Origin of the sequence: Bacillus sp. RO2 (genome assembly GCF_012911845.1) — a bacterium.
GTDB lineage: Bacteria > Bacillota > Bacilli > Bacillales > Bacillaceae_I > Sutcliffiella_A.
Genome location: NZ_JAAXCU010000057.1, coordinates 321054 through 336870, shown reverse-complemented (window position 1 = coordinate 336870; position 15817 = coordinate 321054). Strand labels below are relative to the sequence as shown.

At 38.8% G+C, this 15817-nt stretch carries 19 protein-coding genes and 1 tRNA gene; 7 read left to right on the top strand and 13 right to left on the bottom strand.

Features of this window, described 5'->3' with window-relative positions:
- Nucleotides 1-489 precede the first annotated feature (489 nt).
- Nucleotides 490-744, bottom strand: a complete 255-nt coding sequence (locus HF078_RS20535) for a DUF2164 domain-containing protein (protein ID WP_169292807.1) — start codon at nt 742-744, stop codon at nt 490-492.
- Between the two features lie 26 nt (nt 745-770).
- Nucleotides 771-1598, bottom strand: coding sequence for a VanW family protein (locus HF078_RS20530; protein WP_169292806.1), 828 nt, complete (start codon nt 1596-1598; stop codon nt 771-773).
- A 200-nt stretch (nt 1599-1798) separates the two neighbouring features.
- Between HF078_RS20530 and HF078_RS20525 the strand changes: the two genes are divergently transcribed.
- A complete protein-coding gene (locus tag HF078_RS20525; RefSeq protein ID WP_148986922.1) occupies nt 1799-2056 on the top strand; it encodes a transcriptional regulator SplA domain-containing protein in 258 nt (85 codons plus the stop codon).
- Between the two features lie 14 nt (nt 2057-2070).
- Nucleotides 2071-3096: a spore photoproduct lyase gene (splB, locus tag HF078_RS20520; RefSeq protein WP_169292805.1), complete on the top strand. Its 1026-nt coding sequence runs from the start codon at nt 2071-2073 to the stop codon at nt 3094-3096.
- Nucleotides 3097-3138: 42 nt separating this feature from the next.
- On the opposite strand, the gene HF078_RS20515 is transcribed toward splB, so the two are convergent.
- Nucleotides 3139-4194 carry a M42 family metallopeptidase gene (locus HF078_RS20515; protein WP_169292804.1) on the bottom strand — a complete coding sequence of 352 codons (1056 nt, stop codon included), beginning with the start codon at nt 4192-4194 and terminating at the stop codon, nt 3139-3141.
- A gap of 206 nt (nt 4195-4400) precedes the next feature.
- Between HF078_RS20515 and HF078_RS20510 the strand changes: the two genes are divergently transcribed.
- Complete coding sequence (locus HF078_RS20510; RefSeq protein WP_169292803.1) at nt 4401-5081, top strand: cobalamin B12-binding domain-containing protein; 681 nt, start codon at nt 4401-4403, stop codon at nt 5079-5081.
- Complete coding sequence (locus tag HF078_RS20505; protein ID WP_169292802.1) at nt 5081-5623, top strand: hypothetical protein; 543 nt, start codon at nt 5081-5083, stop codon at nt 5621-5623. The genes HF078_RS20510 and HF078_RS20505 overlap by 1 nt, the downstream gene beginning before the upstream one ends.
- Nucleotides 5624-5668: 45 nt before the next feature.
- Here HF078_RS20505 and HF078_RS20500 read toward each other — a convergent pair whose 3' ends face one another.
- Nucleotides 5669-6655, bottom strand: a complete 987-nt coding sequence (locus HF078_RS20500; protein WP_169292801.1) for a CheR family methyltransferase — start codon at nt 6653-6655, stop codon at nt 5669-5671.
- A 664-nt stretch (nt 6656-7319) separates the two neighbouring features.
- Here HF078_RS20500 and HF078_RS20495 point away from each other — a divergent pair.
- A complete protein-coding gene (locus HF078_RS20495) occupies nt 7320-7841 on the top strand; it encodes a GNAT family N-acetyltransferase (RefSeq protein ID WP_205831691.1) in 522 nt (173 codons plus the stop codon).
- Nucleotides 7842-7867: 26 nt separating this feature from the next.
- Nucleotides 7868-8188, top strand: a complete 321-nt coding sequence (locus HF078_RS20490) for a CHY zinc finger protein (protein ID WP_169292800.1) — start codon at nt 7868-7870, stop codon at nt 8186-8188.
- A gap of 45 nt (nt 8189-8233) precedes the next feature.
- On the opposite strand, the gene HF078_RS20485 is transcribed toward HF078_RS20490, so the two are convergent.
- The 4 genes from HF078_RS20485 to HF078_RS20470 form a co-directional block, all read right to left on the bottom strand.
- Nucleotides 8234-8668, bottom strand: a complete 435-nt coding sequence (locus HF078_RS20485; RefSeq protein ID WP_169292799.1) for a hypothetical protein — start codon at nt 8666-8668, stop codon at nt 8234-8236.
- Nucleotides 8669-9126: 458 nt separating this feature from the next.
- A complete protein-coding gene (locus HF078_RS20480; RefSeq protein WP_205831690.1) occupies nt 9127-9483 on the bottom strand; it encodes a hypothetical protein in 357 nt (118 codons plus the stop codon).
- Between the two features lie 151 nt (nt 9484-9634).
- Nucleotides 9635-9706 (bottom strand) — tRNA-Val (locus HF078_RS20475).
- 277 nt (nt 9707-9983) lie between these two features.
- Nucleotides 9984-10295: a hypothetical protein gene (locus HF078_RS20470; RefSeq protein WP_169292798.1), complete on the bottom strand. Its 312-nt coding sequence runs from the start codon at nt 10293-10295 to the stop codon at nt 9984-9986.
- A gap of 430 nt (nt 10296-10725) precedes the next feature.
- Here HF078_RS20470 and HF078_RS20465 point away from each other — a divergent pair, with 430 nt between their 5' ends.
- Nucleotides 10726-11277 carry an HD domain-containing protein gene (locus tag HF078_RS20465; RefSeq protein ID WP_169292797.1) on the top strand — a complete coding sequence of 184 codons (552 nt, stop codon included), beginning with the start codon at nt 10726-10728 and terminating at the stop codon, nt 11275-11277.
- A gap of 54 nt (nt 11278-11331) precedes the next feature.
- On the opposite strand, the gene HF078_RS20460 is transcribed toward HF078_RS20465, so the two are convergent.
- The 5 genes from HF078_RS20460 to HF078_RS20440 form a co-directional block, all read right to left on the bottom strand.
- A complete protein-coding gene (locus HF078_RS20460; RefSeq protein ID WP_169292796.1) occupies nt 11332-12207 on the bottom strand; it encodes a GNAT family N-acetyltransferase in 876 nt (291 codons plus the stop codon).
- Between the two features lie 94 nt (nt 12208-12301).
- Complete coding sequence (locus HF078_RS20455) at nt 12302-12886, bottom strand: SCO family protein (RefSeq protein WP_240951803.1); 585 nt, start codon at nt 12884-12886, stop codon at nt 12302-12304.
- A 64-nt stretch (nt 12887-12950) separates the two neighbouring features.
- Nucleotides 12951-13946 carry an aliphatic sulfonate ABC transporter substrate-binding protein gene (locus HF078_RS20450; protein WP_169292794.1) on the bottom strand — a complete coding sequence of 332 codons (996 nt, stop codon included), beginning with the start codon at nt 13944-13946 and terminating at the stop codon, nt 12951-12953.
- 24 nt (nt 13947-13970) lie between these two features.
- Nucleotides 13971-14726 carry an ABC transporter permease gene (locus tag HF078_RS20445; RefSeq protein ID WP_169292793.1) on the bottom strand — a complete coding sequence of 252 codons (756 nt, stop codon included), beginning with the start codon at nt 14724-14726 and terminating at the stop codon, nt 13971-13973.
- Complete coding sequence (locus HF078_RS20440; protein ID WP_169292792.1) at nt 14723-15496, bottom strand: ABC transporter ATP-binding protein; 774 nt, start codon at nt 15494-15496, stop codon at nt 14723-14725. The genes HF078_RS20445 and HF078_RS20440 overlap by 4 nt, the downstream gene beginning before the upstream one ends.
- Nucleotides 15497-15817: the final 321 nt, after the last annotated feature.

Genomic DNA, 15817 nt, shown 5'->3' with positions numbered 1-15817 from the left:
CACCACCTATACATATTTCATTCCACTAAACCAACAAAGCAAAACTTAGAAACTCTCTGGGCGAAGGAGAAAAAAATCCCTTCAGGGGGTCAGACCCCTGAAGGATTTTTGAGACCAATGTCGAAGTCACCTGGCGCCGTTCTTGGGCCAGCTAGAAGGTAGCTGTAGCAGCTTAATGACGAAAAAAAGCGATAAATGCAGCAAAAACGGATTCGGGCGATTTTTAGAATTTACGGGCGACTTTTGAGATTTACGGGCGATTCGGGACCACTTTCGGGCGATAATTTCTATTTACGGGCGATTTTACAGATTTACAGGCGAAAATAGAAAAATACGGGCGATTCCCCTTATTTGTAAAATACTCCCTCGCCAAATCGCACACATTTTAGAATTCCAAAATCAAAAAACAACCTCTCCGGCTCTGAATAAAAGCCAAAAAAGTTGTTTCCCAAAACCAGCATTATTATAGATAGAAACTCGTCATTCATCTTACCTGTACCTTCCGCCCCCAGTAGTGCGTTTCAAAGCTTCAATATCCTCTTCAACGGACCCCCAACGTTCTTCCACCAATGCCTTCGCATCGGCAATTCCCTGATTATAATAGTAAGGTCCCAATTCTTTCATAAAGATGTCCAGCAATAAATCGGCACCTAACTCGCCAATCTCTTCGTCTCGTTCTTCTTCGAAATATGCCTGGATCCTGCCAATCATTTGATCTTTCATTTCTTTAGGAATAGAAATCATCTTCAACACACCCTTATTAACGTCAGTTAGCCGCTTTGTTCCGTTGCTTCCAATAACGGCTCATACATCATAATAGCATGATTTTCGGTTACATATTGGTCATCGATTTCCATTCCCTGAAGGTTCATCACTTTTCGATAAATAACATTATGACGTAAATAACCTCCCCAATAAGCGGATGTGATGCTATGGTCTTTTTCATACACCTTATACTTTACCATTGGAGGATTTGCTGACCTCCATTCCCCGAACAAGAAGTCTCCTTCTATTCTTACCTTTAGTTGAAAAGCTTGGTCTGTATCATTTTTAATCTGTAGATCCAGATAATTATAAGAGCAGGTTGCACCACTGCCAAAAGGCTGCGTTCTCCTAGAATCAGGAAAAACATCAAAACTGTGGCGGTATCGTTCTGTCACAGTCAGCGGTGTGTGCAATGTCATCCAATAAATAAGATTTGACATTTGACACAAACCTCCTCCAAGCCCTGGCTTAAACGTACCATAAAAAAGAACCATTCCATCTACATACCCTTTGCTCTTCGTTGGCTTTCCAATCAATTTCCAATAGGAGAAAGTTTCACCCGGTCGAATTACTACGCCATTTAACTTCTGCAGGGCGATTTTCAAATTAGTTACCTTATTGTACTGGTACCACATATCTACATCCTTTAACTTTCTAAGCGTAGGAGTCTTATGTACAAAAACTTGATATGGCAATAATTCCTCTGTCATTTCTTCTGCATAGATTTTCTTACCTGTCTGCCACTCTACCCATCTCTTGGCTATGTAGAACTGGGTTCCAAGCCAAATGCGAAGTTTTGACCTTTTTTTTGGTCGTAAATCTACGTGATTCATCGCGAGACCACCTCCCATTTTCCCCTAATAAGTTAGACGGACAGCCCATGTAAATGTTTCAAAATATTCATAAAAATTACTCTATATAACTAAATAGTTTTACAATATTTCTCAAGGATATTATTCCCGATTCATTTAACACTAAAATTAAATTCCTATTGACTTTGATGAGAAGAAACAATTAAAAGTAGGTGACTGACATGGACATATACCAACAAGCTCCGTCTTCCTCGCTACAAGAAGGAGATGTAGTGTACTTATTTTATCGTAATCCGCACACACAGAATGTCGCATCCATCCAACAGGCAAGCATCATGGCTAATCCCTACGAGGAAGGACAGCTTTCCATCTTTCTCTATGATACGTATTATCCATTATCGGATGAGTTCGTTTTTTTCACTTCATTAGAAGAAGCAGAGGCATTATATAATGAATATTTTGGACCAACATACGAATAAAAGGGGGGCAGTACATGAAACCATTTGTTCCACAGCTTGTATATATTGAACCTAAAGCGCTTGACTATCCACTAGGAGTAGAATTAAAAGAGAAATTTGAATCGATGGGACTTGAAATCCGTGAAACTACCTCTCATAACCAGATAAGAAATTTACCTGGAGATAATGATTTTCAAAAATACAGGACGGCTAAATCCACACTAGTTGTCGGGGTAAGAAAAACACTGAAGTTTGATTCATCCAAACCTTCTGCTGAGTATGCCATCCCTTTTGCCACTGGTTGTATGGGCCATTGTCATTATTGTTATTTGCAGACAACTATGGGAAGCAAGCCTTACATCAGGACTTATGTGAACCTGGATGAAATCTTTGACGCAGCCGATAAATATATGCAAGAGCGTGCTCCAGAAATCACTAGGTTTGAAGCGTCCTGTACATCGGATATCGTCGGTATTGATCATCTTACTCATTCTTTGAAAAAAGCGATTGAGTACTTTGGTAAATCTGAACATGGTCTTCTTCGGTTCGTGACAAAATTCCATCATGTCGATCACTTGCTTGATGCAGACCATCGAGGGAGAACAAGGTTTCGTTTCAGTGTGAATGCTGATTATGTAATAAAAAACTTTGAACCAGGAACATCTTCTCTAGATTTAAGAATTGAAGCAGCTGCAAAAGTTGCAGGTGCAAACTATCCACTTGGTTTTATCGTTGCACCAATTTACTTGCATGAAGGCTGGGAAGAAGGATATAAAACCTTATTCCAAAAGCTATATGATAAGCTTCCTGCACATGCCACTGAGGACCTTACATTTGAATTAATTCAACACCGATTTACCAAACCTGCAAAAAGGGTCATTCAACAAAACTATCCGATGACAAAGCTTGAGCTAGACGAAGCAAAGCGTCAGTATAAATGGGGACGCTATGGGATTGGGAAGTATGTATATACGAAGGACGAAGCGACCGAGATAAAAGAGACATTGTCAGAGTATATCCATTCTTATTTTCCTCAGGCGCGGATTGAGTATTTCACATAATAAAACGTCCCACGATCAAACAATCGTGGGACGTTCTTCACTTTAGTACTTCACCATACCAGACAACAAGTAATGGTAAATCAATTTCTCCGTATTTTCAATCGAGCTTGCGTGTGTGCGTTCGAAGGCATGGGAAGATTCAATTCCCGGGCCAATCAATCCGTGGATGATATCGTGGCCAGAACGGATGGCAGCGGATGCATCTGAGCCGTAGTATGGATAAATATCCACTTTGTAATCCACTTCGTTTTTCTTTGCGAGATCAACAAGGTGCTTTCTTAATCCATAATGGTAAGGTCCGCTGGAATCTTTTACACAAATAGACACTGTGTACTCGTCTGATGATTGTCCATCTCCAAGGGCTCCCATATCCACCGCAAGGTATTCCACGGTCTCCGGGGTGATATTGGAGTTCCCACCATACCCTATTTCTTCATTATTAGAAATCAAAAAGTGTGTAGTATATGGAAGAGTAATTTTATCGTTCTGAATAAATTTTATAAGTTTGAGTAAAATCGCCACGCTAGCTTTATCATCAAGGTGCCTAGATTTGATGTATCCACTTTCTGTGATTTGTACTCTAGGATCAAAAGAAACAAAGTCTCCCACTTCAATTCCTAGAGCTCTTACTTCATCTGCGTTGGTGACTTTTTCATCGATGCGTACCTCGATATTCTCATCGTTTCTTGGTGCATCTCCAGCATTTTTATAGACGTGCACAGAAGTTTGATGCATGAGAATGGTCCCTGTGTATGTTTTTCCAGAAGATGTTTCTATCTCGCAATATTCCCCTTCGACGGAATTCCAGCGAAACCCTCCGACTGTCGTGAGTTTTAATCTACCATTCGATTTAACTTCTTTTACCATAGCTCCCAATGTGTCGACGTGGGCTGTTAGCATGCGATGTTCTTTATCATTGGTTCCTTTAATGGAAGCAATTAAGCCTCCCTTACGGTTTCGTACTGTTTCTACTCCAGATTCGCTTAAGTACCTTTCAACATAACCTATTACCTTGTCCGTATTTCCTGAAGGGCTCGGAATAGAAACAAGTTCTTTGATTAATGAAAAGGTTTCCTGTACATTTGGTTGATAAGTCATTGAGACACTTCCTTTACTACTAATATTTACCTCTATTAAGCATAAGAGAAAATCCTTGTCTTGTATAGTCCGGTGTCAAGGTAATTTTAATCCCATAACCGAGCAGCTGACAGACATAAAAGAGCATTTCAAAGAAGAAGCATTTGATTTTAAGGAAAATATAGTATACTGTATATTATTACTATGCGTTAATAGGAGGGATCAAATTGAATGAAATCTCCAAGAAACTATCACAATTACTTCTCGATAAAAAGGTGGCCTCCGGTTGGTCTTGTGTAAAAGATACCATAGATCAGGGCTACAATAGTTCGTTTGTTTATGACTTTATCCTTCGTGACGCCATGTACCGCATTGGCGAAATGTGGGAGGAAAATAAAATTTCTGTTGCGCATGAGCACTTGGCGACAGGGACATGCGAGATGATTTTGACCAAATATCATTTAGAAAAATTAAATGATAGACTAATAGAGGAGCACTCTCCTTCCCCACGAGCCATGTTTTTTTGTGTAGAAGGGGAAGAACATGATTTGGGATTGAAAATGGCCTCTTCCCTCTTTGAAGAATTTGGTTGGGATGTGTATGACCTTGGTTCCAACCTGCCGTTGGACTATGCAGAATATAGCTTAAAAAAATGGAACCCGGATGTTGTATGTATATCCGTATCCATTAGACATCACCTTCCAAAACTAAAAGAAACAATAGAAAGACTGCAAACTATAAACGCTGGCACCACTTTCATAGTTGGAAGCCGCCTGCATGCGGAATCTGCTTTTCGGTCATGCTGTCCTGCGGAAACTCTCATTGCTAAGGATACAACCTTCCTTTTTCAATGGTTGGAAAATTATAGAAAGGAAGCCGGAACTATCAATAGAGGAGTGCTTCTTTAATGTACCGGATTCCCGTCCCATATTTCAAAATGACTGAGGATTTTAAAATTATCGATGTATCCCAGTCAGTCACCCGCATCTTCTATCCAGTTACCTCATTTCTAGACTTGGTAGATTGGGATAGTAGAGGAAAGCTAAAACAAATAAAAACTCTTCCTTCACCAGGTGTGATGGAGTTAAACTTAAAAACAACAGATTCTCCCACTACCTTGTTCACTGTTTATTTTCACTATCAACAAAAAGAAAAGCTCATTCATTTAGTATGTATGAATGAAACGTCTGCCTTTCAGCACGTACAGTCGGAATTTCAACAATGGCGGAAAGAGCTTGAGAACAATGAATGGAACGATGTTGTTACAACAAGTGTAGAACCTGATACTTCTTTTGAGTTTCATAAAAAACAAACCGAAAGAAAAATTTCCACTATCAATGATTTACTTGGAATTATTCAAGACGACTTATCAGAGGTTGGAAAATTGGAATATATTAAATTAATTCAGACGGAATTAGAAGATATTAAAGACCTTCTCCGTTCTAAATAAAATAATTTAACCCCCGTCGATGATTTGACGGGGGTTTTATTGTGCTTATTGATCATCCATTAGAAAGCTTTCAATGGCCAATTCAAGCTTCTTCATCTCTTTAAGCATAGCAGCAGCATATTCTTCTTTGTAGAACTCTTGCTTTTTAATTATTTGGAGAAGTCCTTTAACGAAGAGTATGGGATGATACGAATCAATTTTAAGCGTTTCAAATTTATCCTCATACTTCAAGTGAATGTCCTCAAGCTTCCCATGTAAATTAACAATGCGCTCTTTAGCTTGGATCAATTCTTCATTCAATAACTGCAACTCTTTCTCGTATTGACTTTTTTCTTGTATTGCATGAAGGCCCGCGTCTTCACTGCGGTTACGATCTTCCACCTCTTGCTTTATATATATCTTCCACTTTTTATTAATCGCTTGAAATAGTTCTTTGCTATCTCCTATAGAACCCGATTGTCCCAGAAACAAATATCCGCTCTCATTTAGAGAATGGTGGAAAGAAGAGATAATCCGTTGTTGCTGTGTCGGCTGAAAATAATGCAGTACATTTCTGCAACTGATAAAGTCAAGATGTTGAAACCCCGGATCTTTTGCAATGTTGTGAGGGGCGAATATGATATTCTCCCTTATTGATTTTTTCACTACATAAAAATCCTGCTTCTTGTCAAAATACTTATTCAGAATGTCAGATGGAACATTTTCAAAAGCCGTTTCAGGATAGACTCCCGCACCAGCAACCTTTACAGAATCATAATCCAAGTCCGTAGCGTAAATCTTAAATTCCATTCCCATAACATCATGCATGGATTCTATTGTCTCTTTTAACAAAATTGCCAAAGAGTAGACTTCCTGCCCAGTGGAGCATCCTGCAATCCAAATTTTCATCTCATTTTCAGACAAATCCAGCTTCTTTTCCAGTATGGTTGCAAAAACTTGTTTTTGAATGAGATTAGCCAATTCATTGTTTCTCAGGAATTCTTCTGCACTACTTGTTGATTGCTTCAAATCTTGTAAGTTTTGACTTAACATATCTAGTCTCCCTATAAATTGTTCAACTACTTCTCTATATCTTTTTTCTATTTTACCAAATTCCAACAGAATTCAGTAAAAATTTTTTCCTACAAAAATCGAGTTTTATTTTATCTTCTTGACATTTCTATTATATGTTGTATAATACTAGTTTGGGTATACACCCAACACATTAGTAACTTGATATAGAAAGGAAGAACGTTATGACATTCTTAAGCAATACCAACGTGTCACAAGGATGCACTGGCGTTCCATATAGTTTTTTCACAAAGGCTTAATCGATCTGGCACGGCCTAGGAGCTGTAAGGACGTATGAGAGGTAGGGCTTACGTTGTTTAAGTAAGGGAAACTACCATGGAATTATACCGCGGCAAACGAATATAATACTTTTATGTCATTTATAAATCATGTCCATATAGCTGGACAGCTTATAATGCTTGTGATGAAGCAAGTTACTAATTGCGCTATTCATCAACTAATTAGCGCCTTTATTCGAATAAAAAAGATAAAAGCAAGTTATCCTTCGCGATGACTTGCTTTTATTTTTTTACGTGTAATTTGAAAGATATATAAAACACCTGTATAATAATATGCTGATTGTCAATTTTGCTCGGAAAATAACTATATTTGTAGATTGCTTAAATAAAGTACTAGGGGGAATTAGATGTCTTTCACAAGCTTATTCATGGCCGAAGAAGAGACAAGAGATAAAGAAGAAATCAAACAGGAATTAGATGAATTGGAAATTCAAATGTTCCGCATGAAAGAAAACATGAAAGAAATAGCTAAAAAATGGCAAGTAATCGGCATCGATCAAACGAAAGACGATAACTGGGTGGTCGTTTACACAAACAATGACCATAACTCATGTAAAATTATGCTTAGCGATTGCGAATCTGCCTATCGTGGCCAGTGGGATTTCTCCATTCAAGCAACATACAAAGAGGATGACACCATTTTCATTGGAGATATTAAAGGCCCTAAAAATAAGGGTTACGGTTCTATCTGCATGAATTATCTTAAAGAAGTAGCCAAAGATCAGAATATCCATTGTATTACTGGTGATATCGCAAAGCGTGATTGGGATCACGTAGATCGGTTAGTTCACTTCTATGAAAAACATGATTTTCAAGTGGAAATAGATGAAGAAAATATGTCTGGTGAAATAGTTTGGCAACCTAATTAATTTCACAAAATAAGGAGATAAATGGAATGACTGTAAAAGTACTCGGTTCCACAGTTGATAGTTTTACACGTTGCACGCATTATCATTCAGAAAAAGATATCATTGCCATAAAATTTCATTGTTGCGGGGAATACTACCCTTGCTATCAATGTCACGAAGAACATGCAGATCACCCAGCCAGTGTCTGGCCTAAACATGAGTTTCATGCCAATGCAATTCTGTGCGGGAACTGTAAAACAGAACTGACCATTAACGAGTACTTAAACAGTCAATCGATTTGCCCGACTTGTAAGGCTGCCTTTAACCCTGGTTGCCAACTACATTATCATCTATATTTTGAAAAATAGAGGCTTTCCATTTGGGTAGCCTCTTTGTTAACCTTTTTTAATTTGTTAAATCGCAATACAAATACGGTATGCACGGCAATACCTTGAAGGTGTCCTAACCTCTTGGACAATTCCAGTTGAAGGAAACACCTCAACTAATACAGGATTCCCCATGTTTGTAGCCCATACTAACATCGGACATAATGGAGTACCACCAACCTCAGCGGATGTTAGACTAGTTGCAATTACTTGTAGCTCTGTTACCGTAGGTGTTCTGAAACCTAAAGTACAGAAAGTAGCACTATATTTCATCGTTTGATTATAAAACCTGAACTGTAGGCCACTTACAGTTACTACTCCCCTGTCTGCGAGATCTTGTCTTAACCCCTCACACTCAGCGCCTTCATTCCACCTAACCGGATTTGGACATCTATCCCAATCATCATCACAACAGCAACAACAACGTTTTCTATCACAACATTCTACATAAACTATTCCCACTATTATCACCTCCTATTACTTGAGATACTATATAATATGTTAATTGCTAGATTACGCTTGTGTGTTTCTACTAAAACAAAAAAATAGACGAACGCATTTAGCGCACGTCTATTCTCCTACTAGCAATTAATCATTGTACCTGTAATAACGCGATGCTCCAGCACTACAACCACAGCTTCTTTTACCTCGATCTGAATAGTCCTTTTCATAGTCCATTTCATAGTCCATCTCACATCTTTTAAAGCATTTACACTTAAATTTGCAACAAACTTTGCACTCTACATACACAACTCCCACGACTCTCACCCCCTCTGCTAATCTATTAAAAGTATATTCATTTTACTAGAAAGTGACTGTGTTATTTCCTCAATCACAAAAAAATAGACAGATAATAGAGTCACCTGCCTTTTTCGAGTATAAAAAAACCCGGAATTTATGTTCCGAGTTGTCAATTCGTCTTATACCATTTTTAGCTTCGGGCACTTACAGCTATTACCAATGACCCTATATCCAATCACTTCAATACCTTTTTTCTTTAAGTAACGAACACTAATGTTTTTTTCCATATGACTAGAAGCAAGAACAACTACTCTATCACCTTGAAATTGTTGGTAGTTACGTTGCAGATAAGCAACAGGGATATTGACTGCAGCCTGAACGGGTTCATCTACGTAGTTATAATCTCTTACATCAATAGTTTTTACAGCGGATGTATTTTCAAGATCCTTAACACAAGGAACACCTAATACAGGAACATATCTATTGTAAACGTAAATAGAAACTATCATGCATAACAAAGCAACAGAAATGACCAACGACCATCTCCTCCAATACGATTCATTTTCCTTATATGTTATACCCCTCTAGGTATAATTGTCAACATTTCTGATTGAAGAAACAAGCCCATTTTTTAAACCTAGAAAGAAAAAGCCCCACCCTCTGATTAAAAGGATGGAGCTTTTTAGATGATCTGAGAGGGATTCGAACCCCCGACCCCTACCCTGTCAAGGTAGTGTTCTCCCACTGAACTATCAGATCACGTATGCGACTGTAAATATTATTATAGATAGTCCGCACATGTTTGTAAAGAAGATTTTACGAAAATACACGCTAGATGAATTATCTCAAAATCAGGCGGGATTTATAGCTGTGGATTGGAGCAAATAGCGGAGACTCCTGCGGGAGGGTAGCGACAATGTTGAGACCCCGCAACGAAGTGAGGAGGCTCAAGGTCGCCCCGCGGAAAGCGCAGCTATTTGCGGAAAGTAACAGCGGCATTTACAAACAATGAAAAACCGCCCCAAACTCGGAACGGTCATACTTCCACGCCTTTTTCTTTCCTTCCCGAAGCAAAAGCATCAATCATAAGAATAATCGCCGTTACAGTATGCAGGACCCAACCAAGCAAAAAGACCCAACCTAAGCAAGAAGTAACAATTCCCCAGATGCTGCCGTGAAACTTCTGCCCTTCTTTTGCACTAAACACCAACGTAATGATATGTAAAATCAACATAAGGCCTAATGGAGAATAACCAAAACCCATCACAGTTAGACCGCCAAGAAAAGGAATTGCCAAAAACGCCTCCATTCCTCCAGTTACCCATTTTAATGTGGTAGATGGTTTCACAAAATCACCTCCCTTTCTTATTTCAAGTATATTCCTTACTGCCCAAAAAACAACAAGAATATACGTTCGTATTTTTATTGAATATAAAACGTATGTTCGTATATAATGAATGTAAGGAGATGATATGATGAAACGATTACTCGATACCTTTAGAGTTTCCAGAACACCAATAGAAATGATATATATGGCAAAGGACGGCTCCATCACCCAAAGGAACATTATGGTATTGGAGGTCAATGAAAAAACTGTTACCGCTTTTTGTTATTTACGACAAACAAAAAGGACTTTTCTGTTACAGAGTATCATGTCATTTCGCCCTATGAGAAAAAAATATGAAAATGAAGTCATTTAAACGCGCTCAATTATTGCACACTCTACTCCATTTATGATATTCTATAAAGAAAAACATTTTTACAGGAGGGAGATATTAATGAGAGAAGTAACACTTACCGATATTTTCACACACCCTATTACACAGAAGTATTTAAAGCGCTCCGGTGTAGCTCATGCCCTAGAAGTGGCCAACCATGCCTTTCATTTGGCTTTTAAATATAATGTTAGTGTAGATTTGGCTACCAAAGCAGCTCTTCTGCATGATATTGGACATTATGAATGGTACCGACAAGGAAAATGGGACTATGAGCTTTACAGAGAAAATGATATCCATGCAATTAAAGGTGCAGAGCGCGCTCACAAATTATTAATTCGCTTAGGAGAAAATCCACAAAACGCTAAAAAGATTTCTGTAGCTATCCTTTTGCATACAGATTCCTACCTGCCTGAAATAGACGTTAAAAGAAGTCCATTACAAAAAGTAGTGAAGCTAGCGGATGAAATGGACGAGGAAAAAGGCGGAAACCACCACTATAAACAAATTGACAAAAATCTTGCGCTTGAAAAAATAAACTACCTTGATCAACTCGTCGAACATTACCTTCCAAAACAACAACTTTCATCACCTTCACATGAAAAATCAATGTAACAAACGAGAGGTAGCCGTTGCTGCCACCTCTTCCATCACAAATGATGAAAACCCTTACTTGGCTAGATAATAATCAAACCCATCCACTACTCTAAAACCAATATTCTCATAGAGCCTTATTGCCCCTTCATTTCTCACGTCCACATCTAACCTTATTGATTTTTTAGGGTACCTAACTTTAATGTCGCTTATGATCCTCTCCAATATGGCACGTCCATATCCATTTCTTCTTTGGGATGAAGTGACCGTAAATGCGCTTAAATACACTGATTCCTCTTCATCACTTATAGTTATTGTCGCAATAGGAATCTTATCTACATGTACAAGAAACAGCTCATATCCCAGCTTAGTCAAATTGCTCTCAATAAGTCTTTTTACATTTTCATCAGAAGGAGCAACATCAAACCCTTCCGAAAAAAGCTTCATAATCATTGCTGATTCTGACAAATCTGCTTTGTTAATGGACATGTTTACAGGACAATCGTATTTTTTATGATATATTCCCTTATATTCCATGGTGAATTCGGTATACATGTACGTCGCTTCCATTTTTAATGCGAGATGAATTGCAGATTCAGACTTTATTGGACAAACGAAAAGCACTTCATTTGCATCCCGTTCCCTCGTTATTTGCTTAGCATGTTCTAGCAACCTACTAAACTTCCCTTGATTTCGATAGGCAGGATGAATCATTCCTGCAAGCTCCACCTTCTTTGGATCGACAAATGAATATAATCCCAAAAAGCCAACTAATTCTTTTTTCTCGTGCGCCAAAATAATATCAAGATGCTTGTCGTCCCCTTTTTGTATCATGGATAAATTTAGACAAGCACCTATTTCGAACGAATCATGCCTTTCGCATGTTTTTAACAGCGAAACCACTTCTCGATATTCCTCTTTAGAAAGACAGTTTGTTTTGGTAATATCCATCGTTTTCCCCCATACTTTTTCATGCTTTCCTAATAAACATAAAACACCCATATGACATCATATGAGTGTTCAAGGCAAAACGTAATTCTTATAGTTAATCCGTTACTTTTTCTAAATCTTCCATGATTTCTTCTAAAGGAACATCGAGTCCACTGTACGACTCCCTTACAAATCCTTCTTTATCTACCAAGAAAATACTAGTACTATGCATATACTGATCCGAACCTTCCTCTTTGGAAGCTGGAACCATAAACGATACATTTGCAAATCGCTCAATCGTTTCCTGGTCATATCCTGTGACAAAATTCCACGCTTGATAATCTGCTTGATATAAATCACCATATTCTTTTAACGCTTCGGGGGTATCATTCTCAGGATCGATGCTAAAAGATACAATTGGAACTTCAACACCTGTTTCCTTCATTTCTCTCTGCACCCTTGCCATATTGGCTGTCATAGGGGGACAAACTGTATCACAATTGGTGAAGATAAAATTAGCCAGCCAGAATTCTCCTTCATGCTCCGAACTCGAAAAGGCCTGTTTGTCCTGATTTACACCTTCTAATTCTTCTACATCAAGCTTCATGGAAAATTCTTCATCTAAATTAACTTCGCTGCTTCCGCAACCAGCCAAAGCAAGTAAAATTACAAGTGGCAATAATGGCCAAATTCTTTTCAAGTTTATTCCTCCAAACTCATAAAAAAGTGTCGAGACCATTATAGCCCGACACTCTTATGAAATGCTAGTTAACAAATTGTGAATCAATGAAATTTTTGAAATCAGGCTTTTCCTTCAAGAATTTAAGTTCAAAGGAAGAGTTTGCGAATTCCTGCACCACTTCCGCATCTACTTCATGAGTAAAGCGAATTCTTTCCCAAGCAGAATCAATTACTTCTTTTGAAAGTTCTTGGTTTGTCAGTTCTTTAATAGAAGTAATTGCAATTTCTTTTGCCTCATCCGGATTTTCCGAAATAAAGTCTATAGACTCTTGATGTGCATCCACTAATTTTTGCACCAAATCTTTATTTTCGTCAATCAGCTTGCCACTTGTAACAAAGATTGTGTTAGGTAGAGTAGTACCAAACGAAATCTCTTTACTGTCAACAAGAATATTCGCACCGTGCTCGATGGATAACAAGGAAGCCCATGGCTCCGGCACTGCCGCAGCATCTACACTTTCTGCTTCAAACATCCCCGCGTATTGTGCAGGATTTCCTGTTACATGCTTCATGCTTCCCCCAATACGGGCAGAGGATAAACCATAATCTTGTAAAAATGTTTCCATTTGAACGTCATGCGTACAACCAACACCTGGTGTGATGAATGTAGCCCCATCAAGCCCTTCAATAGATGTAATGCCACTCTCTTTACTAGCAATGATTACCGTTCCACCAGAAGAAGCTCCCGCCACCACTTTCACATCTGCTCCGCTTACATAGTTGTTCATTGCCGGACCTGGTCCAACTAAGCCACCGTGAATATCTCCTGTTTTCAATGCCGTCATAAATGCCCCACCATCAGGGAAGGTTTTGTATTCCACTTCATATTGATCACCAAGGGCTTCTTCATATAAAGCTTTCTCACGCGCCACCATTGCTGGAACATGATCGATATTAGGAAAATACCCAATTACAATTTTCTCTTTGCCATTAGATCCGCTTGTGTCAGAACCGCAACCAGTAAGGACCCCCATTACTAATAAAAATAATGCACTAAGAATCAACCAACCTTTTTTCATCTCTTTTCCTCCCATACTCTCTATTTATGAATCCAAGCCCCAGCGTTTGATGACATTTTTCTCAAAGCGCTGGAAGATAACTAAATCAACCACTGAACCAATCACACAAATTATTATGATGACTCCAAAAACTAAACTCATCTGGCCGAAATCTGCCGCATATTTCAACGTATAGCCTAAACCAGGTCCCATACTCAATAATTCAGCTGCCATCAGCGCTCTCCATGCAAACGCCCATGCAAGCCTTGCACCAGTCACCGCGTACGGAACAGATGCAGGTAAAATAATCTTCCAAAACATCTCCACACCACTTGCTCCCATTGTGGAAGCAGCTTTGATATATAAAGGCGGGACACTTTTTATGCCCATCCTCATATTAATTGTCATTACGAGCGTACCACCAAGCGTTACAATAAAGATGATAGCCGTCTCGTTAAAACCGAACCATATGATTGCTAAAGGCAACCACACAATACTAGGTACACTTTGCAAAGCAAGGACAAGCATCCCCACTGTTTCATCTGCCGTTTTCGACTTCGCTAGCCAAATTCCAAGCAGGGTTCCGATGATGAGTGCCAAAAAAAGTCCCACTCCTAGGCGCTTAAAACTCGCCCCTAAATCATAGAGCAATGTTTTATCCATAAACCCTTGGTAAAGTGCCACAGCTACATTCGATGGTTTCGGCATCACAGCCGGTGACCAACCGATTAAGAGCACCACCACTTCCCAAATAATAAATAAGGATGCAAAGAAAATGAGTCGTTTAACTCCAGCTTTCATCGTCTCAACTCCTCTTCTACAACCTTATCAATCTCTTTTTCTAACATTGCACTGATTTGTGCTTCCAACAGTGCTACCTCTTCATTTGTCCGTAAACGAGGACGAACTGCATTTACTTTTATGTCTGCGATAATTGTTCCAGGTCGTGTCCCCATTACAAGGATCCGATCAGACAGTTTAATTGATTCATGAATACTATGTGTGACAAACAATACGGTTTTCTTCGTCTGCAACCAAATCGTTTCTAGTTCCTGTTGAAGTCTCAACCGCGTTTGTTCATCTAAGGCACCAAAAGGTTCATCCATTAATAGAACAGTCGGGTCCATCGCAAGTGCTCGGGCAATAGAAACCCTTTGCTGCATGCCACCTGATAATTCATGCGGATACTGTTTAAGGTTACTGCCTAGCTGCACCATCTTTAAGTAATGAAGGGCCCTCTTTTCTCTTTCTTCCTTGTTTTTCATTTCACGTATGGCAAAAAGCACATTTTCTTGCACCGTCATCCAAGGAAATAAAGCTGCCTGCTGAAATACCATCCCCCTGTCTTTCCCTGGTTTTGTAATGACCGATCCCTTCAGTCGGATTTCTCCTTCTGTTGGTTTAAGTAATCCTGCCACCATGGAAAGCAAGGTGGATTTCCCACAGCCAGATGGCCCAAGTATGGATACAAACTCCCCTTCTTTTATGTCCACATTTATGGATGAAAGCACTTTATTTTCAACATTTTGCTGTGTATAAATTTTTGATATATCAGATATCTGTAAAAACAACCTATGCACCTACTTTACACTTTTCGCATAATCCATATTAGATTAATCGGATTAATTGGATAAAATATATTATATAACGTATGTGTAAAAGGTCAATATATTGACAGAAAATAATTGAAATAATTTATGATGTGGTTTTTACTGTTAAATTACAACACCCGTTTGACTGGAGTGGAAGGTAGCGGTAGCTTGAGACCCCGCAACGAGTGAGCCATTGAAAAACTGATAACGTAAAGTTTTTAATGATCCCTAGCTGGTGATTGGAGCAAAAGGCGAAGACTCCTGAGGGAGATAGCGCTAGGTGGAGACCCCGCAGGCGTA